14 protein-coding genes and 1 pseudogene are annotated in these 23,782 nt (G+C 56.4%); 11 read left to right on the forward strand and 4 right to left on the reverse strand.

Features of this window, described 5'->3' with window-relative positions; translation table 11 throughout:
• The first annotated feature begins 1 nt into the window (after window position 1).
• Window positions 2-1,294 carry an O-antigen ligase family protein gene (locus CQ012_RS00500; protein WP_105661126.1) on the forward strand — a complete coding sequence of 431 codons (1,293 nt, stop codon included), beginning with the start codon at window positions 2-4 and terminating at the stop codon, window positions 1,292-1,294.
• Window positions 1,295-1,372: 78 nt separating this feature from the next.
• Here CQ012_RS00500 and CQ012_RS00505 read toward each other — a convergent pair whose 3' ends face one another.
• Window positions 1,373-3,919, reverse strand: a complete 2,547-nt coding sequence (locus CQ012_RS00505) for a right-handed parallel beta-helix repeat-containing protein (RefSeq protein WP_181148980.1) — start codon at window positions 3,917-3,919, stop codon at window positions 1,373-1,375.
• Between the two features lie 397 nt (window positions 3,920-4,316).
• Between CQ012_RS00505 and CQ012_RS00510 the strand changes: the two genes are divergently transcribed.
• The 5 genes from CQ012_RS00510 (at window position 4,317) to CQ012_RS00530 (ending at window position 11,866) form a co-directional block, all read left to right on the forward strand.
• Entirely contained in the window at window positions 4,317-5,504 is a 1,188-nt protein-coding gene (locus tag CQ012_RS00510) for a DUF1972 domain-containing protein (protein WP_105658099.1), read from the forward strand.
• Window positions 5,505-5,613: 109 nt separating this feature from the next.
• Complete coding sequence (locus CQ012_RS00515; RefSeq protein WP_105658121.1) at window positions 5,614-6,054, forward strand: FAD synthase family protein; 441 nt, start codon at window positions 5,614-5,616, stop codon at window positions 6,052-6,054.
• Between the two features lie 19 nt (window positions 6,055-6,073).
• Window positions 6,074-6,826 carry a hypothetical protein gene (locus tag CQ012_RS00520; protein ID WP_105661128.1) on the forward strand — a complete coding sequence of 251 codons (753 nt, stop codon included), beginning with the start codon at window positions 6,074-6,076 and terminating at the stop codon, window positions 6,824-6,826.
• Window positions 6,823-10,350, forward strand: coding sequence for a PKD domain-containing protein (locus CQ012_RS00525; RefSeq protein ID WP_105661129.1), 3,528 nt, complete (start codon window positions 6,823-6,825; stop codon window positions 10,348-10,350). The genes CQ012_RS00520 and CQ012_RS00525 overlap by 4 nt, the downstream gene beginning before the upstream one ends.
• 70 nt (window positions 10,351-10,420) lie before the next feature.
• Entirely contained in the window at window positions 10,421-11,866 is a 1,446-nt protein-coding gene (locus CQ012_RS00530; RefSeq protein ID WP_146112868.1) for a glycerophosphodiester phosphodiesterase, read from the forward strand.
• 25 nt (window positions 11,867-11,891) lie between these two features.
• On the opposite strand, the gene CQ012_RS00535 is transcribed toward CQ012_RS00530, so the two are convergent.
• On the reverse strand, window positions 11,892-12,977 hold the full coding sequence (locus CQ012_RS00535) for a glycosyltransferase (protein ID WP_181148981.1): 1,086 nt from the start codon (window positions 12,975-12,977) through the stop codon (window positions 11,892-11,894).
• 435 nt (window positions 12,978-13,412) lie between these two features.
• Between CQ012_RS00535 and serA the strand changes: the two genes are divergently transcribed.
• The 4 genes from serA to CQ012_RS17350 all read left to right on the forward strand — a co-directional run bounded on the left by serA (window position 13,413) and on the right by CQ012_RS17350 (window position 20,821).
• On the forward strand, window positions 13,413-15,008 hold the full coding sequence (gene serA, locus CQ012_RS00540; protein ID WP_105661132.1) for a phosphoglycerate dehydrogenase: 1,596 nt from the start codon (window positions 13,413-13,415) through the stop codon (window positions 15,006-15,008).
• 575 nt (window positions 15,009-15,583) lie between these two features.
• On the forward strand, window positions 15,584-18,070 hold the full coding sequence (locus tag CQ012_RS00545) for a glycosyltransferase family 2 protein (protein WP_105661133.1): 2,487 nt from the start codon (window positions 15,584-15,586) through the stop codon (window positions 18,068-18,070).
• A gap of 124 nt (window positions 18,071-18,194) precedes the next feature.
• Window positions 18,195-19,859 (forward strand): class I SAM-dependent methyltransferase, encoded by a 1,665-nt coding sequence (locus CQ012_RS00550; RefSeq protein WP_146112869.1) that lies wholly within the window; start codon window positions 18,195-18,197, stop codon window positions 19,857-19,859.
• The gene (locus CQ012_RS17350) at window positions 19,856-20,821 is read left to right on the forward strand and encodes a hypothetical protein (protein WP_146112870.1); all 966 of its coding nucleotides are present in this window, start codon (window positions 19,856-19,858) and stop codon (window positions 20,819-20,821) included. The genes CQ012_RS00550 and CQ012_RS17350 overlap by 4 nt, the downstream gene beginning before the upstream one ends.
• Before the next feature lie 286 nt (window positions 20,822-21,107).
• Here CQ012_RS17350 and CQ012_RS17520 read toward each other — a convergent pair whose 3' ends face one another.
• Window positions 21,108-21,284, reverse strand: a complete 177-nt coding sequence (locus CQ012_RS17520) for a hypothetical protein (RefSeq protein WP_181148982.1) — start codon at window positions 21,282-21,284, stop codon at window positions 21,108-21,110.
• Between the two features lie 468 nt (window positions 21,285-21,752).
• A complete protein-coding gene (locus tag CQ012_RS00560) occupies window positions 21,753-21,965 on the reverse strand; it encodes a hypothetical protein (protein WP_146112871.1) in 213 nt (70 codons plus the stop codon).
• A 274-nt stretch (window positions 21,966-22,239) separates the two neighbouring features.
• On the opposite strand from CQ012_RS00560, the pseudogene CQ012_RS00565 reads away from it, so the two are divergent.
• Window positions 22,240-23,711: pseudogene (locus tag CQ012_RS00565) on the forward strand (IS3 family transposase).
• The last annotated feature ends 71 nt before the right edge of the window (window positions 23,712-23,782 follow it).

A 23,782-nucleotide genomic window follows, 5' to 3' on the forward strand; every position in this document is an offset into this window, starting at 1 on the left:
CATGCCTCCGGCCGTCAGCGCGTCCTGGACGCCGGCGGAGCAGATTCCGGTGCCACGGCGCTACCGGGTTCCGCGTCTGTGGCAGCTGAACCTGCTGTGGATCCTCATGGTCTTCAGCGTGGTTGCCTGGCGCCAGGGAACGCTGTTCACCGGCGGATTGGACCTCGTGGTCGTGCTCAAGGCGCTGTTGCAAGGCGCCGTGCTGTGCTGGGCGATCCTGCTGTGGATGTGGAGTGGTGCCCGTCAGCCGGTAGGCGTGCGCAGTATCGCGCTGCTCGCTCCGGTTCTGGCCCTGAGCGTGATCGGGGCGATGGCAGAAGGCAATGTCATGGCCTCGGCCATCATCGCGATCCGCGTGGCGATGCTGGCAGCGACGGTGCTGTTCGTCATGCGGGTTTTCCCGGCCCACCAGGTGCTGCTGGCCATGTGCGTCGGTTTGGCCGCGGTGGGCATCATCAGCGCGGGGACCGGGCTGGCGCTGGGCGGAGGCGGGCGCCTAACAGGCGGCATCCCTCCGCTGAGCCCCAATGAGATTGCCTTGCTTTCCGGCATCCCGGCACTGGTTCTTTTCCACCAATCGCTGCGCGCGCATGTGCGGTGGTGGCACGTGGGGATGCTGGTGTTGCTTAGCGCCATCCTTCTGCTCTCCGAGTCGCGCACCGCTCTCATCGCGGCTGCTTGCACGGCAGCTGGCATGCTGCTGATGCTCCGCCGAATCCCGTTGCAGACCATCGTGGCGGCGCTGGCGGCCCTTCCGCTGGTGTTCTACCTTGCGTTCCTGACTCCGGTTTTGCAGAATCTGATGGCTCGCGAGGACAGTGCCTCGGTGATGACGTTGAACTCCCGGACTATCAGCTGGTCGGTAGTGCTGAACCTGCCCAATGATTCATGGCAGAGATGGATCGGTGCGGGATTGAGCCAGAAGACCATTGCTGTCGAAGGGCAGTACTGGGACGAGCAGGTTTTCGATTCTTCGTGGATTTCCTTGCTGGCGCAAACTGGAATCATCGGAACGCTGCTTGTGGCTTTCTGGGTTCTGCTGACGGTTTTCGCCGCATTGCGTTCAAGCAGGCTGCGCAGCTTGCTGTTCCCGCTGCTGGCATTCGTGATCATCCGCAGCGTGATGGAAAACGGGCTGGTAGATGCCGGTGCGCTATTCCTGATTTTCCTGGTGTTCGCCCTGATGCTGGAGCCCGCCAGCAGCCGTGCGGCCTTGGACTGGGAACACGCTGCACCCCTGCAGCGCAAGCAGCCGCCGGAGCCGCCGGATCCGCCGGTGGCGATGGGCAACTGAACCCGAATGCACCGGATCCCGGCTGGGCACAATGCCGATCCGGGATCCGTTGCTTGTACTGACAGGGTGGCCCGGAGCCTAGCGCGGGTAGCTGCCGATGAGCTTGGAAGCGGGGGCCTGTCCTATCAGGGAGGCAATATCGCTAGGCAATGCGGTAGCCTGGCTGTTCTTGCCCGTAACGCTGGTAGTCGGATTATTGGTACTGCTCAGCACCGTGCTGGAGGTGAGTTCAAAGGAATTCAGCTCTTGTCCGGTGGACTTGGCGAAGGCCGGCAAGGTGGTGAACACCGCGGGGTTTCCAGCGCCTTTGGACCAGACGGAGGACCACTTCGGATTCGTGGAGTTGACGCGGTGATAGGCATTGGACGCCAGGGAGATCTTCATCTGTTCTGCCGTGTAGCTGCCCGAGTAGTCCTCGACGGCAAGAATTGCGTTGCCACCGCCGGTATTGGAGAACACGTTGTTCTTCGCGACAATGTTCTTATTGATCCAGGTCATGGTGGTGTCAGGGAATGGCTGGCGCGGATCGTGCCCGGGGTCGGACTTGTTCGCTGCGCGGCGCGCATCCTGCACGATGTTCAGCACCCGGCTCTTGCCGCTGATGGTGTTGTTCCAGATCTTCACATCGCTGGTGTTGTTCAGTTTGAAGGCGAATCCGGAATTCTTGGTGATGCGGTTGTTGGCCACCACTGCTTTTGCGGAGATCTCCAGCGACAGTCCGTGCCCGGTATTGGAGATCAGGTCATTATTCAGGATCTTGGAATCGTAGACGGATTCATCCAGCCATAGTCCCGGACCGTAGTTGCTGTTGAGCTTGGAATCCTTCACCGTCACGCCCCGGGTGCGTCCGATCTTCAGCCCGCCGGAGACAGGCGAAGTGTTGAACCGCTCGTGGTTATTGCCTGTGGAGGCCAGTTTGTTGACGACCAGTCCGTCAGCGTACACGGCGTTCATGCCCAGCATGCCGCTGCGCTGGATCTTCACGTTGCTCACGGTGTTCTTCACAGCGCTGACGTTCAAACCCGTGGTTGCCGTATCCTCGATGGTCAGGTTCTGCACAGTGATGCCCGGCTTCTCCGCGGTGACCGCACCCATGTCGGGCACCGAAGGAGCGAACTTGCGCACATTGATACCCGAAACGCTGGAATTGCCGCTGCGGATGCTCAGGGCCTTGACCAGCGTAGAAGCGCGCACGGACTTTCCGGTTGGGTCGGTACCGAGGTGCAGCTTGTTATTGGCGCGGTCCACATGGAAGGCACCCGGTTTGAGCTTGGCAACCGAGGATACCTGGGTCTGCTTGGTCCCGTTGATCCATACCTGGTCGGGGTGGGCTGCCATGGGATAGCTGGAATTGATGAAGCCCCATGCTTCAGCCGTATTGTCTGTGGCTCCCCGGGTGTAGGTCGGGCTGGTATCGAAATCGTAGTCCCAGCCGGATTTCACCCATCCATTGCTCGCGGCGGAGAAGCCCGTGATTGCCTTGGAACCATCGAGCCAGACGGTCTCTCCCGGGTATTCGCGCAGCTTGAGGCTCTTGCCTGCGGGGATCACTACCGACTCATGGTAGCTGCCACCACGCACCACGATGGTCTGTCCGCTGGAGGCTTTGGAAATGGCCTTGGACAGGGTGCGCAGTGGCGCTGAGGCGGTACCGCCGGAGGCATCATTTCCGGATGCCGAAACATAAAGTGCTGTTGAAGGGATGGCGCCCAGGGTTCCCGCCTGCGGTGCCTGCTCGCCAACGCTGACCTCTTCGGAGTGGGGAACGGTTCCTTCGGCATCAGGTGCAGGTTCGGGAATTGGGGAAGGCGATGGGGCAGGTGCCGGTTCCGGGGCCTGCATCGCCGGTTCGGTAGCTGAACGCGCCACCAGATTATCAACGTGCAGACCGGAGTTGCCGGTGGCGCTGGCCGAAAGGTAACCGCCTATGCGCAAGCTGCCTTTGGCCGAGGCCAGCGCTGTGGATGCATCTTCCGATTCCAGCTGCCATTCGGGGGTTCCGCTGCCAGCTGCGAAGGCTCGGGCCTTGAGCGACGCGGTGCCGCTTCCGGTGACGGCGAAGTCAACATGGTACGCAGTCCCCGGGCGAGCCGCTGCGCTGATCTGCCGAGAATCGAGCACGATCTTTTTACCGCTGACGGTCCGTGAAATTTCCAGGGACAGATTGCCAGTGCTTTGCAGCCGAAGCGAAGCGGTGTATTGGCCATCTGCGGTACTTCGGGCACCTAGGTGCGCATAGGACGAACCCGTGCTGGGCAGCGAGTCGAAGGAAATATCGACGCCGGCCTGCATGTCGGCAGCGTTGATGGCGGCGGTGGCATGGCTGAGCTTGCCGGGGACCAAGGTAATTTCACCCTGGGAACCATCTACGGCGAAACGGCTTGGACTGTTGGCTAGGTAGGGGATTCCACTTGAAGCAGAGCCCCAGCCGGAGCCAACTGTGCGGTTCATGGCATCGGCGACCAATGTGGTCGAAGCGGCCACGGGCACCGGGTTCAAGGAGGTGGCGACGATGCCGCACGCGGCGGCTAAGGCCAATGCCGCGATCAGGCGCGGCCGCTGGGAAGATTGGCCGGATGTATCCGGACCGAGGGGCAAGAGGTTCTTGGGGGAAACGTTCTGCAAAGGATCCTCGGAGCTTAACCCGTGCTCCCCAGCAAAACAGGCCCTGCTCATTCAATATAGACGATGGTTTAAGGGTCACGCGGGCCCTGCTGTAAATGGTGGCATGGAATGAACCGTTATTCAATCGTGATGTTTCTCTCTCGATCCCTGGACTTCGAGGTTGACGAGGAAACTTCCCCAGTGGCCAGTGAGTATTCCAAGTACCCCCGAGCAAGTAATTCGCGGGTAACGCAAGTACGGGTGCACTCGTGTGCCGCAACGGCACGACACATATGCTCGGTAGATGAGAAACGCATGCTTGCGGCATGTTCCGGAACTCGCCGGTGATTTTGGGGATCGACGCTGGTGCGGCAAGCAAGCGAACGTTGATTCTGCTGTTTAAATTTGGGGGAACAGAATGCAACGCACCGAGCACCATGACTCGCGCGCCAAGCTGCGCATCGCCTTGATCGGCACCAGGGGAGTACCTGCACGCTATGGCGGTTTCGAGACCGCTATTGAAGAGGTAGGGCGCCGCCTGGCCGATCAAGGGCACGAGGTGACCGTATATTGCCGTGGCACTGCCAAAGACGAGCGCATGAGCGAATACCAGGGCATGAAGCTGGTGCATTTGCCTGCCATGAGGCGAAGGAGCCTCGAGACGCTGAGCCATACTGCACTGTCGGTGATCCATGCCCTCTTCAACCGGCCCGATGCGGCGATTGTCTTCAACGCGGCCAATGCCCCGCTGCTCCCGCTGCTGCGTTTGGGAAGGATTCCCGTCGCCACGCACGTGGATGGGCTGGAATGGAAACGGGCCAAGTGGGGACCTATTGGCCAGAAGTACTACCGGCTATGCGAGCGCCTCTGCGTCTGGTGGAGCAGGGAATTGATTGCCGATGCCCTGGGTATCGCCAACTACTACGCGGCGAAATTCTCGCGGGCAACGAGGCTCATCACCTATGGGGCACCGCAAATTCCCGAGGCTGCTGCAGTGAAATTGGCTGAGCTCGGCTTGGAATCCGGAAAGTTCCATCTGGTAGTGGCCCGCTTCGAGCCGGAGAACCACGTGGAGATGATTGTCCGTGGCTACAGCCAGTCGCAGGCCAGGCTCCCGCTGGTGGTCGTCGGTTCGGCGCCCTATGCCGAGCAATACACTCAGCAGGTTCATGCCGCGGCCACGGAACAAGTCCGCTTCCTAGGCGGGGTATGGGACCAGCAGCTGCTAGATGAGCTCTATGCCCATGCACTTGCCTACTGGCATGGCCATTCGGTCGGCGGTACCAACCCATCATTGCTCAGGGCGTTGGGTGCCGGTACGGCGATCAACGCCTATGACGTGAACTTCAACCGCGAAGTGGCCCAGGCAGCCGGCGAATACTTCAATGACCCGCAATCCGCGTCCAGGCTCTTCGACCGCACCGAATCAAAGGACGATGCCGTTCGCCAACGCGCCCAGCTCGCACGAAAGCGCGCTAGCGACTATGACTGGGACGATGTTGCCCGGGCCTACGAAAAGCTGTGCTTGGATTTGGCCGGTGCCGGAGAGCCTTCGGTGGAATTCGACGCAGAACCGTCTGCGGAAATTGGCCGCCGCCGCGCCTGAGGCTGGCACGAGAATTCTGGGAAACAGTAAAGCGTCCAGGCCATGGGGATGGCCCGGATGCTATGGGGAATCGAATCAGCAACTGGTTCATGAGAAATTGGGGAAAATAATGATCACTGGGTACGCCGCAGGTGCTTTCGACCTGTTCCACGTCGGGCACCTGAATATTCTCAGGCAAGCCAAGTCCAGATGCGACTACCTGATTGCCGGTGTGGTCAGTGATGAAAGGCTGCTCCAAACCAAGGGGAAACGGCCGGTGATACCCGAAAGCGAACGACTGGATATCGTCTCCTCGATAGGCTTCGTGGATGAGGCGGTTCTCGATTTTCATCCGAACCGATTACTGACGTGGGAGGATGTCAGATTCGATGTGTTCTTCAAGGGAGATGACTGGAAGGGCACCCGCGAAGGAAAAGGACTAGAAGAGCTCTTTGCAACCGTCGGGGTGAGAGTCGAGTACTTCCCCTACACCGTGCATACTTCCAGCACCAAGCTCAGAGTGGCCTTAGGGCAACTAAGTTCGCCATCTATCCAGGTCCAGCGGGCCTGAGCGCAGAACCAGACAGATCATGCAACGCGCACAAGCAGCAGAACCTCCGGCCTGCGGCCATGTCCCAGCCAAGATGCGCATCGTTCCGATGCTGCTCTTGCTGGGAATCGCCCTGGTTTCCTGCACGGTAGAACCCCAGACTTCGCCGCAAGCGGCCATGCCTGGGGAACCAGCCGAAACTACATTGGCGACTATCGATCAGCAGCTGCACGAATCAGCCTTGGCGGCGCCCTCCACCAAGGCGGGCAAGGCCGCTGAAAAATCCGAGGATTCAGCTTCTCCTGCCGAGAAAGCAGAGAAGTCCACATGGAAAAAGGACAAGGATGCGCAGAAAGTGGCGCCGGATGCCCAAGCGGCTGGCAAGCCGCCTGCCACAGCCAAGGCAGTGGACCTTGCTGAAGAAGTCCAGGCGGGCCCGCATGCGCAGATGCGGATCAAGCGCATCGAGCAAACCCAGTCCGAAGCAGAAGGCATCGGGCAAATCGCAGGGGCCGCGACACTGGTTGAAATCGAGTTATCCAACGACGGAGTCACCACGCTGGACTTGGGCAAGACCCAAGTGCGCTTGTTCTACGGCGACGGCAGGGAACCGGCGGCCGTGCTCACCGACACACGCAGCACCGTACTTCCTCCACAACTGGCGGCAGGCAAGCAGGCTACTGCCACCTATCTCTTCAGCGCCCAAACAGAATCAGCGTCTGACGTGACCCTAGAATTCGAAACCGGCGCAACCAAGAAAATCCAACAGCTCGCAGGTGAGGTATCGCCATGATCCGCAGATCCGCCCCGGCCATCGCCCGATGGGCCATGACCATGATTGCTGCAACCGCGCTGATCGCGGCCGCCGCATTAGCCACGCCGCCGCAGGCACTTGCAGATAGTGTGCCCGCGGATCCGTCAGACCCGCTCACCCCTGCGACCGTCACCGCCGATGCCCTCCCGACCGTCCAGATCGATGGCGTGGTCTGGAGCCAAGTGGTCATTGGCAACACGGTATATGCAGGAGGAAGCTTCGCTACCGCGCGTCCTGCAGGTGCGGCGGCCGGGACGCAAACCGCAACACGCAAGAACATCCTCGCCTACGACATTCGAACCGGAGAACTGCTCAACAGCTTCACTCCGGAATTCAATGCCCAGGTACTCACTCTTGCTGCCTCGCCGGACGGCAGCCGGCTCTACGCTGGCGGCGACTTCACCACCTTGGACGGGCAAAGCGCTTCGCGCATTGCGGCACTGGACCCGGTGACCGGAGAGCGCATCGAGGAATTCGACCCGCAGCCTTCAAATTCCGTGCGCAGCATTGTCGCCACGAACACCACGGTGTACCTGGGCGGTTCGTTCTTCCGCATTGGCGAAGCCTGGCGCGAGCAAGCGGCTGCGTTGCGTGCCAGCGACGCGGCCCTCCTGTCGTTCAGGCCAGTGGTCGGTGGAGGGCACGTCGAGTCCATGTCGCTGTCGCCCGATGGGACAAAGCTGGCCTTGGGCGGCAAATTCACGCAGGTGAACTCGACCAGCGACTTCGCCAACGGCCTGGCCGTCGTGAGCACCGAGACCAGCGGGAAGTACCCATATCCGGCAGCCTCGCATGTCCGCAACGGCGGGGAGACTGGTTCCATCACTTCCATTGCCACGGATCAGGACACTTTCTACGCCAGCGGCTACACATTCGGGCGAGAGACCACCCTGGAAGGCGTGGTGGCCATCAAATGGGCAGACCTCGAAACACGCTGGGTGGAGGACTGCCACGGGGATACCTACTCCGTGCACGCCACCGGAGACCTGCTCTACCTTGCCGGCCATCCGCACTATTGCGGAAACATCGGCGGATTCGCCCAGGAACCCAACTGGCAGTACAACCGCGCCATGGCCTTCAGCAAGGAAACAGCAGGGACAATTGACCGTGAAATCCACGGATATACCAATTTCGAAGGACTGCCGCATCCGCGGCTGCAGACCTGGTTCCCGGCGTTGAGCACCGGCACCTATACCGGGCAGAGCCAAGGACCATGGAGTGTCACAGGCAATGACGAATACATTGTCTATGGTGGTGAATTCCAGCGGGTGAACTACAAGAACCAGCAGGGACTGGTCCGCTTCGCTATCCGCAGCCTGGCCCCCAATGACAGGGGACCGCTGCCAAGCGGCGAGGACTTCGTTCCGACCCTGAGCTCCACCACTGCAGGCGAAGTGCGCATCCGCTGGCAGGCAGCCTCGGACATGGACAACGAGACCCTGGCCTACAAGGTGATCCGTGACGGGGCGAATAACGCGCCCATCCACACGGTCCAAGCCGACTCGACCTTCTGGATGCGCCAAGGCATGTCCTTCGTGGACAAGGACGTGGAGCCGGGAAGCACGCACAGCTACCGGATCTTCGCCGTGGACCCGACGGGGCGGGAGGCACGCAGCACCACCGAAAGCATCACGGTGGCGCAGGACACCGTTGCCTCCACCGCATACGAAAAGGTCATCAAAGCTGACAAGCCCAAGGCCTACTGGCCATTCGGAGCAGCTGACAACTCCACTGCCCTTGACGCCACCGGAAGCGAAGACCTGCAGCTCGCAGGAAATGCAGGAGTCGATTCCTCATCAGCTATTGCCGGGGGAAATGGCCGCAGCCTATCCCTGGGCGGCAGCGGGGCGCAGGACATGGTTCGCTGGCAGCGTCCGCAGGAGTTCACGACCGAACTGTGGTTCAAAGCTTCGCCCCTGCAGCGTGGCCGGCTCATCGGCTATGGCAATGGACAGAATGCGGACTCGACCGACCATGACCGGTTGACCTATGTGAATTCCCTGGGACGGTTGTCCTTCGGCGTGACCGAACGCGGCGCTCGCCGGGTGATCAGCTCGTCCGGGATCTACAACGACAACAGGTGGCATCATGTGGTCTCAAGCCTGGGAGAAGATGGCATGCGCCTGTACGTGGACGGGCAGCAAGTAGCCTCGCGTGCAAGCACCAAATCCGCATTGGAACTCGACGGCTTCTGGCGAGTGGGCAATGACCGTGTCAGCGGATGGAGCTCGGCGCCAACTGGCGGTTTCGCCGGACGGGTCGATGAAGTCGCGGTCTACGGCAAGCAGCTGAGCCCGGCCGCGGTGGCGAACCACTACCAGGCTGGAATCGGACGACCTGCCAATGCCAGTCCGACGGCTGAATTCACCCATGAGATCCAGGGCCAGCAGCTCACCGTGGATGCATCGGAGTCCACGGATCCCGACGGCACCATCGCCAGCTATGGATGGGATTTCGGAGATGGAAACAGCGCCGAAGGCATCACCGCCGGGCATAGCTACGCAGAACCCGGGACCTATCAGGTGAAGCTGACGGTCACCGATGATGCCAACGGGACGGATACGGCCACGAAGCAGGTCACCATCCTGCCGCCGCCCGAACCCAACCAGCCTCCGGAAGCGGCCTTCGAAATTACTGAAGTGGACGGGCTGAAGGTTACCGTTGATGCCTCGCAGAGTTCTGATCCCGATAATGATGAGCTCAGCTACCGCTGGTCCTTCGGCAACGGCAGCGACTGGGTGGAGGGCGCAGCCATTGAATTGTTCAGCTACAGCGAACCAGATGAGTACACGATAACCCTGGAAGCCAGTGATCCGGACGGCTTGGTGGATAGCCACACCGAAACGGTGAAGGTCTCGCTACCGCCAAGGCCGGTGGCAGTTGACGCCTTTAGCCGCAATGTCACCGGCAATTGGGGCGCTGCCGATACCGGTGGCACGTGGACGCGGACCGGATCCGCGGCGACAGCCAACGTCGCTGGGGGAGTCGGCCAGCTTCTGGGCCTGAATCCCGGTTCAGGGCCGGCGATCTACCTGCCGGTGGTCGACAGCACCACCACGGAAGCTGCTGTCCAGGTGCAGCTGGATAAGCAGCCGACCGGCAATGGAACCTATGTGTCCTTCTCGTCGAGGTATCTGGGCAATGCGAACCAGTATTACCTCAAAAGCCAGTTCACTTCCTCGGGCGGCATCCAGATCCAGCTGATTCGTGCCGTGGGCGGTGCGGAGAGTGTTCTGGCCACGCAGTACCAGTCCTCCTTCGGCTACCAGGCTGGCGAGGCGGTCCACTTGAAGCTGTCGGTGACAGGAACCAACCCGACGCAGCTGGCGGCAAAGATCTGGGCTGCCGCAGACAGCGAGCCAGCCGACTGGCAGCTCAACGCCAGCGACTCGACCAGCGAGCTGCAAGTTCCAGGAGGCATAGGCCTGCGCCTGTATCTCTCCGGCTCGACATCCAATGCACCGGTGACCGCGTCCTTCGACAACCTGTCCGTGATCGGTTAGCTAGGATCCGCACAATGCCAGACCCGCCAGAGCCCAGGCTTTGGCGGGCCTGGGCTGCCGAGGGGGCATCATGGAAACCGGAACTGCAGGGCCGCTCGCGGTCAGCCGCCGCACGTTCCTGGGCTTGGCTGCCGGCGCATTGCTGCTGGCCGGGTGCTCAGGGGAATTAGTGGCAAAGCGCGCCTCGCCCAAGGCGGTCAGCGCGGCAGACCTGCTCGGGCAAGATCTTTTCTACATTGCCCACCGCGGGTCGGGGGATAACTGGACCGAGCATACGCTGCATGCCTACCGGCAAGCCCTGGCCCATGGCGCCCAAGCCATCGAGATCTCGGTCCACCGGAGCAAGGACGGCCATTTCATTTGCCACCATGACGCCAGCCTGGAGCGCCTGTGCGGAGTCCCGCGGCTGATCAGCGAAACCGCGTGGGACGAGCTCCAAGCACTGCGCAACGATGCTCGCCAATGGCTTGGACCGAATGCTGCGTTGGAGCCCTTGGCACGCCTGGAAACCGTTCTGGAAGCACTGGCGGACCAGGCCGTCCTCTTTATCGAGGACAAGAGCGGACAGCATGCCGCCGAGCTGATCGAGATGATTGCTGCTTCCCCGGTTCCTATCGAATCGACGGTGTGGAAGCAGCCGGCAACCGGCACCGGAGCCGAATTGGCATCGGCCGCCGGGATGAAGACCTGGGGCTACTTCGCCCCGGAGAATTTTGGCGGCATTGAACAGCTTGCTGGGGGTTTCGATGCACTAGGCATCCACGATTCGGCTGATCTGGGCACCATTGAACGCGCAGTGGCCACGGGGCTTCCTGTGATCTGCTGGGAAGTGCACCGCAGAAGCCAGAGGGACTGGCTGGCACGGCAGGGCGTGCGGGGAATGATGTGCTCGAACTTGCCCTACGTAACTTCTTCACCGCAAGCCGTGCCTACGGTTGCAGACGGCTTTACCAGCGGCCTGCGGGCCGCGGGTGATCTGCCCGATGCGATCACCTGGAAAGCGCAGCCACAGATCTCTGCCGCAGAGGGCATTCTCACGCTTGGCGACTCCCGCAAGGCATCCTATGCCCTGGGATCTATGGCCTTGGCTGGGGCCGGCAATTGGCGTTTGAAGGCCCAGATCCGCTGGCCGCAGCGGGGAAGCGGGAACCAGATTGCCGGGCTGGCCTTCGGACTGCCAACGGATGAGCCCTACCGGGCATTCGAGGAATCGCAGGCAGACGGATTCCACCTCCAGCTCGAAAGCCACGGCGAAGTATCGCTCTGGCGAGCAGGCGGGAAAACTCCGCACAAGCTGGGAAGGGCAATGTGGAATGCGCCTTCTGGAGGTGAATGGGCGCAGATCGAGCTGGTGATGGCGGATGGACGGATCCTGGCCGAATGCGGTGGCGAGGCATTGGCAGCGGAACTGGGCGAATCTGTTGCGCCAGGCTACCTGAACCTGCTGAACCTGATTCCGGCCGGGTATGGGGTGGACTTCCGAAAGGTGTCGCTGGAGCTGGAAGCGTCGGCGTAACCGGGCCAGAGCATGGAGCTGGAGACTATCCGGAGGCAAGAAGCGATTTCAAGGCGGAATCCATGCGCTGTCCGAAGAGCTCGGGGTCGTGGAATTCTCGCGCCTTCACCGCCGACTGCTGCGCCGAAACTCTGAACTGCTCCCACCCGCTGCGGATCATCTCGATGGCCGCCGCCAGCTGTTGGGGATTTCCTGGTTCAACGAGTACCGCGCTGGAATACGGTTCCACGGCTTCCTGCAAGCCGCCGATGCGCGAGGCAATGACCGGACGTTCGGCGAGTATGGCTTCCACCGCGGTGTTCCCGAAGGATTCTTCGAGCTGCGCGGGGACCACAGCGATGTCCGCGGATTCATAATGGGGCCAAACATCGGATTGGAATCCCAAGAACTCTACAAGTTCGGGTCGCGGCAGAGCCTTGACGCGATCTTGGAGCGCCTGTTCGAAGGATTCGTAGCCTTCGAATACGGCCCCGACCAGGCTCAACGACACGTCCACGCCTTGCTGTTGCAGGATCGTGACGGCATCGAGCAGCACCAGCAATCCTTTTCGCTCAGAGAGCCGTCCAACGTAGAGCAATCGCAAGGGGCCGTTAAGTTTCTGCCGGGCCGGCGCTGGATGCGGGGGTCCTGCGATGCCGTTGTAGATGACTTGGCTGTTCTTCTGCGCCCAAGGCACGTGCTGGAGGTACGCGGCATTGGTGAAGCGGCTGTTGGCGATGATCCTGTGAGCGAAGGTCCCGGGCAGGGACAAGCCCAAGCGCATCGGTTTGGGGGAATGGGATTCGGACTCGTGCACGTGCAGGGCAACCTTGTGCCCCGACAGGCGGGCATAGGCGACCCATAAGGGGATGATGGTGGTGTTCACCAGGACAGCGGATGGCTTGGTGCTCTTGAGCAATGCATGCATTTGGCGCACGCCTTGGAAAGTGTCTTTGGCAAACCCCACGGCCCCGCGCGGGGTGAAGATTGACTTGCGCAGCACCGGCGTATTGCAGACCACTACCTTGGCGCCCTGCTCACGCAAGGCCGACGCCAGCAGACCCTCGGCAGGAAGTCCGACGGTGACCCTCCAACTTCCCCGCAACAAGCCTTTGACGTCCTCCAGCAGCATTCTGTCGGATCCATACATTTCGGAACCTGGATGCGCTACCACGATCGTTCGGTTCGATGCCTTTGCCCCCATGAAATGATCTTCCCATTTGAAACTGATATCCGATAGGAGCAGTCAGTCGCAGATCTTGTATCCAAGTAAAAGTAGGGGGACCGCAAAAAATACCCGCCAGCGATGCGGCGAAGTCGATGTGGATCCGGAAACACAGGGATGAGAGAGATGGCATCCTGAGTGGAAACGTAATGTTTCGCACCGGCATTCGATACATCCTATCCAATAAGTGAAAGTTTTCACAAAGTCGGTTCTTCCCTGCGTAACATGCATGAATTCGAGGGAAAACGGGGGATGCATAGCGCTACTCTGGAAATGTAGGCAGTGGAAAACAGCTGCCTCCATGCAAGCATCAGCCCAAGAAATCGCAAAGGTGCCACACCCGTGTCTGACAACAAGCCAATCGTACTTCTGGCCGAACAACTCTCCCCAGCAACCGTTGCTGCTCTCGGCCCCGACTTTGAAATTCGTCAGACCGACGGAGCTGACCGCTCCCAGCTGCTCGAAGCCATTGCCGAGGTAGATGCAATCCTCGTTCGCTCCGCAACCCAGGTGGATGCCGAAGCTATCGCCGCAGCAAAGAACCTGAAGGTTATCGCCCGTGCCGGCGTGGGCCTGGATAACGTAGACATCAAGGCCGCCACCCAGGCTGGCGTCATGGTGGTCAACGCTCCAACCTCCAACATCATCTCCGCGGCTGAATTGACCGTGGGCCACATCGTGTCCCTGGCACGCCGCATTCCTGCTGCCAACGCATCGCTGAAGAACGGCGAATGGAAGCGCAGCGCCTACACCGGCGTTGAACTCTTCGAGAAGAAAGCCGGCATTATCGGACTGGGCCGCATCGGTGCACTGGTTGCTGCCCGCCTGCAGGGCTTCGGCATGGAGATCGTTGCCTACGACCCATATGTCACTCCTGCCCGTGCAGCACAGCTGGGTGTCACCCTGCTGACCTTGGACGAGCTGTTGGCTGATGCCGACTTCATCACTATCCACATGCCAAAGACTCCGGAAACCCTGGGCATGCTGGGCAAGGATGCCTTCACCAAGATGAAGAAGTCCGCATACGTGGTCAACGTGGCCCGTGGCGGTCTGGTGGATCAAGACGCGCTTTACGAAGCATTGAAGAATGAAGAGATCGCAGGCGCTGGCATTGACGTGTTCGTCAAGGAGCCAAGCACCGATCTTCCATTCTTCGAATTCGAGAACGTCACCGTCACCCCGCACCTTGGCGCTTCAACTGATGAAGCTCAGGAAAAGGCTGGCGTCTCGGTTGCCAAGTCGGTTCGCCTGGCACTGGCCGGCGAATTGGTCCCGGATGCTGTGAACGTTGCCGGCGGCGTCATCGATGAGAACGTGCGCCCTGGCATCCCGCTGATTGAGAAGCTGGGCCGTATCTTCAACGCATTGACTTCCGGCTCGCTGACCAGCATTGACGTTGAAGTTGCCGGCGAGATCGCTTCACTGGATGTCAAGGCCCTGGAGCTCTCGGCACTCAAGGGCGTCTTCATGGACGTAGTTTCGGATCAGGTCTCCTACGTGAACGCGCCGGTCTTGGCTGAGCAGCGTGGTGTTGCTACCCGTCTGATCACCACCCCCGATTCGCCTGAGTACCGCAACCAGCTGACCATCAAGGGGTCCACCAATGAGGGCACCCAGCTTGCTGTGGCGGGCACCTTGACCGGGCCTAAGCAGATCGAGAAGCTCGTAGGCATCAACGGCCACGAAATCGAAATCCCTATTTCGGATCACATGATTGTCGTTCGCTACGCGGATCGTCCAGGCGTCGTTGGTTCGCTGGGCAACGTGCTGGGGGAGCAGGGCGTCAACATTGCCGGTATGCAGGTATCGCGCGATGAAAAGAAGGCGGAGGCCTTGGCTGTCATCAACATTGATTCCGCACTGCCGCAGGGCGTTCTGGATGTTGTGGGTGCGGCGATTGGTGCGAGCGTGGCGCGAGAGATCAATCTAGCTGGGTAAGACATTCGTAGCTCGACTAAATACGAGTTCCATTAACTCGTAATTCGTAGAAAGTTCCAAGAAGGGTATGGCACAGGCTGGATGTGCCATATCCTTCTTGCGCTCTACATACAAGTGGGGGGACAATCGAAATTCATTTTGAGAATCCGGCACGCTTCGATCTGGTCGGGGAGCAATAGCATCTCGATCAATACTGTCAAACGGGAAATTGTTCCTTCGAGCAATTAAAACGGAGGAATTGAATTTCCGTGCTACGTATCGAAAATTTCCTTACGTAGTAGAAAGTTCTAAGATTTTTCGCGTCGTAACTTGGGTGTTTATTCCGCTTATAAACCTGATGATCTTACATCAGGCGATGCTTTGATTTCAAAGTTTCCAACTTTACGTCTGCTATGTCGATGTTTCCAGGCAGAATTGGTCCTGACGAACAATAACAATGCATACCGATAATTCCTGCTCTTCCTAAAAGTCGTTAGCGCGGACCGTGTAGTTTCGCACATGAATACTAACTAGCCGATAGTTAGTTGCTGGGCACTGTTGCGACTACAGCGGTATGGACCATCCTTTACTAGACTATGATTAGAGAGAATCAAGCATGGATGAAAGTTGTGCCGAAGTTGAACGCTAATTACTATGAACTGCTGGAATCATACGCATGTCGTATCCGTCGAAACATGCCCCAAGCGGAAGAACACGCGCTTCTTACCAAATCAATGAAGTATCGCGATGTTTTGGCCACCATCGTAGTTGGACAAGGAATTACCTACGACGAACTTTCTGAAAATCTTGATGACTTCACAAATGGTGAGATCGACTTTGCTGTTCTTGCGTCCTTGGGAAGGATCGTGGCCCTGCAGAATATCAATACCGAAGATCGGGCAAACGGACGAAAAATCATTCATGCGGCGAATGAAAATTTACCTCGAACGAAACTTTTCCAGAAGTACAGGCAACTCGAATTCGAACTGATCTTCGAATCAGCTTCATATTCCGAAGCGGTGGCACATTTGAATGCAAACCCGGAACTGAAAGAGGTTCAAGACGGGTATCTAGAAGTGGATATGTATAACCCGTTCTTAGGTTTGGAAAACAGTGAGTATACGCACTGGCAACAAGGATTTAATAAGATATTCGAATCTTGTGGCAGAATTCCAGTCGCGTTATCTGGGGAAGCTAAGAGACCATTTGACCGTTTGACGGCAGCCAATGATCTGAATCGAATAACTGACGGCCCGCTTGTTTCAGTCATCATGACCAGTTACGACCCCGAGCCGGAAGCTTTTATAGCGGCAGCACGTTCCATTTTGAATCAGACCTGGAGAAATCTTGAGCTAATCATTATTGACGATGCAAGCCCGAACCGCGAAAGTGAGCTCTTAGAAAAACTAGCTGGAGAAGATGCCAGGGTTAAACTCGTGTTATTGACGGAGAATGGAGGAACGTACCGCGCGCGCAATGTTGGTTTGGAAGTCGCCACGGGAGAATTCGTAACGGGACAAGATTCTGACGATTGGTCTCATCCTGAACGAATAGAATCTCAAGTTAAATACATGCTCGAGGACCCAAAAGCTGCTGGTGTGATGACCTCGGCAGTTCGCACGGATGAAAACCTAAGTCGGATTATGCCAGGCCTTAGTCCAACACGAAAATGCGAAGTTAGTTTTATGACTCCACTCCATCTAGCACGTGAGGTTGGCGGTTACCTAGATGCACGTAAAGCAGCTGATAGTGAATTTAGGCAACGCGTAGAATTTTATTCTCAAAGAAATGTTGGAGTAATCCACGATGCGCTCTATATCATTCGTCTAATGCCTAATTCGCTGTCTCGTGGTGATTTCTCTTCAGGTTGGTCGCATCAATCACGTCGTGCTTTCTGGAATGCAGCCCTGTATTGGCATTCGAATACTCCGTCACTAAGTCTGTCCGTGAAAGACGAACCGAAGGTTCCGCTACCGATCCCACATCGTTTCCAAATCACCAAGCCCGCACCCAGCGAGCTGGATATCGTCTTTGCTGCAGACTGGCGTGTGTCACATGGATGGCAGCGAGCTGCTGTCGACGAAGTGAAATTCCTTGTTGCCAGAGGTCTGCATATCGGTATCATGCAGATGGAATCACCAAACTCAAACGCCCGTACTTCTACGAAGCCGAACTTACAGATACAACAACTGATCAATAATGGGACAATAACGCAGGTCACTTCCGACCAAGAAGTAAAAATTGCGAACCTGATCTTCCATGATCCGTCCATCATGCAATTCCCGACTTCGCAGGAATCCAATCTTCGGGTTGGAAAGATAATAATGGCTCCGTTTGATCTCCCCTCTGATAACAACGGTGAAATCATTCGATATTTATATGATGACTGCACTCGAAACACGCAGAATTATTTTTCCGCTAATGTAGAGTGGTCATTCCTAAATAGCATGTCGCAGGTTGTAGGTGAGGCTGAAGGCTCTGGAGTTTCGGTACTGCCAGGAGCATGGCCATTGGTCCTCCATCTGGAATCTTGGACTGGAAAGAATAACTTAGGTATTAACAGTCCTCAAAAAATACCGATTCTAGGACGTAGCTGCCAGAATAATTATTCGGGCTGGCCGATGAAAGAAACAATTCAACAATTGTGGCCAACAGACGATTCTGCTGAAGTCTGGATCTTAGGTGACGCTCGCGGAGCGCTCAGAAACCTCAATGACAAATATTATGCAGATAACTGGGTTTCATTCCGAGAAGGCGAGATTCGTCCGGTGGATTATATGAGGGCGATCGACTTCTTCGTTTACTTCCCGAGCGAAGATTCGGACGAAAATCTTTGTAGAGAAGCATTTGAAGCCGCTGCTACTGGGAAGATTGTCATTCTCCCTGAAAAATTCCGTGATGCGCATGGTGATACTGCACTTTATAGTACTCCGGAAGGAGTGGCCCAACTGCTTGAATATTACTGGCGAAGTCAAGAATCATATCAAGTGCAGGCCAGAAACGTTAGAGACACATTGACTCGAATGTTCGCAGACGGCGAAGTCTTAGAAGAACACTTCCGAAACCTTTTGACTTTGGCATAGATAAGGGATCACATTGATAAAAGTTTTTGCAAATAAAATCAAATTATTCTTAGTGTTAGCTGCAGCATTGACTACTGTTGGAATAGTGTTTGAACTAATCGGAATATCGTCGATAAGTAGGATCATGATCCTCTTGGTTGCCCTAGTAGCTGCAACCATGGGTGGCTTGACATTTTATAAACTCATTCAGATCAGGAACGAAACTGATCGGTTGACAACTAAAATACTGAAAATTGATAACCGAACCGGAGAACTCTTGGACTTCTCCGGAAAAAGTCACCGCGAAATACTTCGACGCCTCGAAGGAGTTGACCAAATTTCGAATCGTCAAGTTAAAGAGATAGAGAAGCAATCGCGAGCAACACGTGAAGAGTTACGTACGAATTTCAAGTCTCTTCATACTACCCAGACTGAGTATGATCGTGATGTGAAATTCGGGATTTCACAGCTGAAAGATTCTGCTAAAAATACCATTGATTACACAGTTCAATTGAATGACATTGAGCTACGCGTCCGCAAGTTAAGTAATCTGTATCAGGCGGACGCCAAAAATTTACGTGAGAAAAATTACGAAGTTTTGGAATTGATTCGCGCAACGAATGAAGTTGGCATTCAGAATCACAACGTTATTAATCTCCTGGAACGCAGGATCATAAATAAGCTCCGTGTCAACCCTGAGCTAACTAATGTACGTGCACGAGTCGAACGAATGGAACGTCGTTTAATTGGATTGATGGAACGTCTACGTACTGAATCAGATGATTCAGTTAACTTGTTATCTGTTTCAATTCAGACAGAAATCGAGAAAATCAATGGACTTCTGCTTTCAATACGCGACGAACAAGAAGTGTCGCTCTCGAAACAATCCACTCACTTAGAAAAATACGTGACCGCTGGAAATACATCCATTGGCGAGGCGCTAGCCACGCGTTCCGAGGATATTGAATCGCATCTCCAACAGCTCAAGGAAACTTTTAATGCTCGCATTGAGGAGCTCCTTGCTGAATTTGCGCGTCTCGGGGAACAAACTCAAAACGTTAACCTGAGTGAGGAAACGACCGCAAAACTTGCCGAAGAGTCGTCACGAAACAGCCTCCACAATCGACGACAATTGCGCAGGCACATCACTGAGACTGTCCGTGACAGCACGAGACAAATGGAAGCACTTGTTAAGTTGGCACCACGACTGGCTGAAGTTAATCCCTTGGTTCCGCCGACAGGTGGGTATGCGTTAGATGCGCAGGCCCTATTGCACCTAATTGATGTGTTAGAACGTGTACAGCCAAAGTTGATCGTAGAGTTCGGCGGCGGTACTTCAACAATATGGATGGCGTACATCTGTGAGAAGTTCGGTACGCGCATTATTTCGTTTGATCATCTCGAAGAGTACTTGTCACGAACACAGACTGAAGTCGATCGACATGGTTTTAGCGATATGGTCGAGCTTCGTTTGGCACCTTTGGAGGAAATTCAAGTTGAGGGCGAGAACTATTCATGGTATTCGCTCGCTGAATTAGACGATCTCGAAGATGTAGACCTGCTATTTATAGACGGACCACCAGAATCTACTGGTACCAATGCACGGCGCCCAGCCATGCATGTTATGACGGCAAGACTTAATGACCATGCGGTCATCGTTCTTGACGACACCCATAGGGAGAGTGAGCAAGATACGGTTCAAATTTGGACATCATCATTCCCCAATTATCAGGTGGTGGATGCAAATATCAGCCGCCTGACGGTGTTAGAAAGTACCGGAGAGAAGAACCAGGAAAGTATTTTGGAATGAAATCAAATAACGCATTATCTGGCCAGATTTCAACTTTCGATGAAAAATTCTGGGTAAAGGACGATATATTCGTTAACACACGGAATGACCTTGCCGCTACGGATGCAATTCATCTCGTAGACTGCACGTATCTTGAATGGCAGGATATTCTTTCGACTGAAAAATCGCCATTTGATAATACCGACGGTGAGTTTGAACAACAGTTTCGGATAGTTCCCGACGGCATTCATGCAAAAAGATTGCATTTGGATGCCCTACTTGTTCGTCGCGATTCTAAGAAACTTCTCGTCGTGTTTCATGGCGCCTTAGATCGCGAGAAGTACATCCTGCCGCGATTTGAGTTCAAAACTAGTGTGAAACGATTTGATGGATCGGTGCTATTCATTTCGGATCCCTCTTTGCAAACTCATGATGAGTTGGGACTAGCATGGTACGTCGGAGATGAAGTCGACAATGGTCATGAGATGATTACTACTCTTGTACGAGAATTTGCAAGACACCTCGGAACAGAAAAGATTGTCCTGACTGGAAGCAGCGGTGGAGGTTATGCGGCTTTATCGACCTCGTTTCATATTGAAGGATCGGTAGCTCTTCCTTTTTCCCCACAAACGAGTGTTGAAGGTTACTACCAGGGGCATCGGACTCGTCTATTGTCTTCCGCTTTCTCAACGTGGCCTGATTTGAAACAGGGATTATTGTCTAATGTAACTCGCTTTGACCTAGGTGCGCTTTACGGGTCAAATGCAGCACGAAATAAAGTCTGGTTCATCCAGAATACTGGAGATAAATTTCACATACTAAATCACTGCATACCATTTGCTAAATCATTGGGCATTGACTTCTCTAAAGGCGATTACCGTAATGACAATATACGGTTTGATTTGATCCTCTACCGCGACGGCCATAAACCGCCATTGCCAAGGACGATGAATGATTACATCTCAAAAGCCTTCGATCTTTAATAAATTCAAAATTTCTGAATTACCTCCAAGCTCTATTTGGAATGGGTCGTTCCACGGTGAAATTAAACTTCGTGCTTCAGGCTATTAATTGCTAAATAGCGTTTCTTGGTAGTGCTGTTCTGGCAACCCGGTAGGACCGCCTCCGGGCAGGTGGTAGTTTGAATCCGGCTAGCTGGCAGCGGCGGACGCTGCCTTTGATAATGGCTCAAAACCCCGTCAGGGGTTCTGAGCCATTACTCTATTGAGGGGAAGGCTCGGGATGAGCGGTCAGGCAACGGACCGCATCTTATTCCCAGAAATCAGCTGACTCCCGTGCCTTCTCATGCTTCAGCTTGCGCATATCAGCTTCGCCCAGCAACAGCCACCTCGTGTTGTTCGCCAACCGATTCACGATTGAATCACCGGCAACACGGTCAGGCAAAACCTGCACCCAATACGACGGATCAGTCTGGCTGACGATCATCGTCGGCAGCTTGTGCTCCCGGTCCGCCTGTTTAGCAGCTGTATTCGGTAGCGCATGTGTACCGATCCGGTAGCAGCAGTGCGTGGATCGGATAACACCGAAAAATCGTCACCGAGCGGGTCCCAATCGTTGCGCGCGGGTCCGAAGATCTATCACGACAGGTACTGGACACTGTTGCTGACGCGGTCTCGGTGTGGCGTAGTCTTCCTGAGCCGTTCCTAAATCCTCGGCATGGAATCAGGTGCACGACTTTCGTCTCTCGACCCAATCACAGTCGGCTTGAAGGGCTACGCTGCTTTTCCTGGGCTTTCCTCTCGACGATACGCATTGCCTCCAGGAAGCGAGAGCTTACTGCAACAAGCCCCACGGAGGCTCTGAGTTTTTCGGTTGTCTGGCGTCGCAGCCAAGAGATTTTATTGTGCTTGAGCCAGTCTCTGCAGCGGGTGACATCGACGCGCTACCCGATCGTTACATCGACGCTATCCGATGCGCGCACAGGCGCTTCCAAATACTTCGTCTATACACCGCCAGCACTCCGTAAACATCGCTAGCGATGTTCTGGTCCAGGCCGACTGTTAAGAAATCATCAACGGTCAACAGGTCCGCCTCACGCAGCCGCTCCAGCAACGCATCATGATCCCGCCCGTTCTCGCGGGCATTCAGCAGATTCCTAGCCAGCACGTCCATCCTGCTGAATACGGCTAGTCGGTACCACCAGTACGGCTAGTCGGTACCACCAGTACGGCTAGTCGGTACTTGAATTCCGGCTTGTCCTGTCTCAACGCACCGTCGACACACGATCTCATGACATCGTGGACAGCATGTCTCAACGCATCGTAGACACCCTCAGGATCCGGATCGTGGCAGATTCCCTGTCTGTCAGGCTTGAGTGAGACCACCGATTCATAGCAAGTTACCCTCCCCAGACAGGACGAGAATAGGACTAATCTCCACCATGAGCAACGCCCCCATCCACCCATCGGCCAGCACCATGCCGGAGAATGGGACCATGGATTCCACCCAGCCCCGCCCGGACCAGCCGCGAAGCCGTACCATCACCCCGGCCCGGAAACTCGCTCACCTGCAAGGCTACGAAAACGCGATCTAAAGCGGGCAGGGTCGCGGCTACCTGCGCGCCAACGGACTATATTCTTCGCAGATCGTCGAGTGGCGCAGGCTCCGCGATGCGGGAATCCTCGACGGAAACAACCCCGCCAACAGCACCAAAAGTGGCGGGAAGCTGAGCAAGGAACAAGCCGAAATCGCCCGGTTGAAAAAGCAGCTCGCGGCCAGCGAGCAGCAGCTCGCCACCACGCAGACCGCCTTGGACATCATGGGAAAAGCACACGCGCTCTTGGAACAAAACTCAAAGAGCGCGGATTCCAAATCGCAGCACAAGACATCCCTGCCGATGCCTACCAGCAGCTGATCGACAGCGGCGTTCCCACGCGGTGGGCCAGCACGCTGGCAGGGGTCAGTCGGGCCACGATGCACCGCCACCAGCAAGCTACGCGAGCACCACAGCCGGTTGCTGCAGCGCCGCGTCCAACGCCGGCGAACAAGCTCACCACGAGCGAAGAAGCCCTGATCCTGGAAACCTTGAACAGCGAGCGGTTCATCGATCAGGCGCCCGAACAGATCGACGCGGTCCTCTTGTCTGAGGGCACGCATTTGTGCTCGGTGTCCACCATGCATCGGCTGCTGCGCCGTGAGAAGCAAGTGGCAGAACGCCGCCAGCAGGCCCGCCACCCAGCCCGGAAAGTTCTGGAACTGGTCGTGTACCAGCCAGGTGAGGTGTTCACGTGGGACATCACGAAATTGGCTGGCCCAGCCAAGGGCACCTATTTTGATGCCTACGTGATGATCGATATTTACTCGCGCTATATTGTCGGTTACCAAGTCCATGCCCGTGAATCCGGTGAGCTGGCTAGGGAGTTCATGGCGCAGGTGTTCGCCACCGACCAGATCCCCAAGGTAGTCCATGCCGATTGGGGGACCTCGATGACCTCGAAGCCGGTCGCTGCATTGCTGGCGGACTTGGATGTGCTGAAGTCGTATTCGCGGCCGAAGGTCAGCAATGATAATCCCTATTCAGAGACTTGGTTCAAGACCTCGAAGTATCTTCCGGTGTTTCCGGAACGGTTCGGTTCGCTGGCTGATGCCCGGGATTTCATGGACCGGGTCGTTCAGGCGTACAACGGGCATCACCGGCATTCGGGGATCGGCTTCCATACGCCGGCAGACGTGCATTTCGGGATGACCGGGCATGTTGAGGACCAACGGCAGGCCGCGCTGCAGGCTGCGTGGGACGCGCATCCTGAACGGTTCGGTCAGCGTAGTCTGCCGAAGAAACTGCAGGTGCCTGAAGCGGCGTGGATCAACGAGCCAATGAAGCTGGAGGAGCGTGAAGAAATGATCGCTGTTTAGCACCCGTTGGTCTCACTTGACTTGAAAATTTCCGGTTTCAGTGTCCACGAAGTCACGAGATTTCACACCAG

Source organism: Arthrobacter sp. MYb214, from assembly GCF_002979865.1.
GTDB lineage: Bacteria > Actinomycetota > Actinomycetes > Actinomycetales > Micrococcaceae > Glutamicibacter.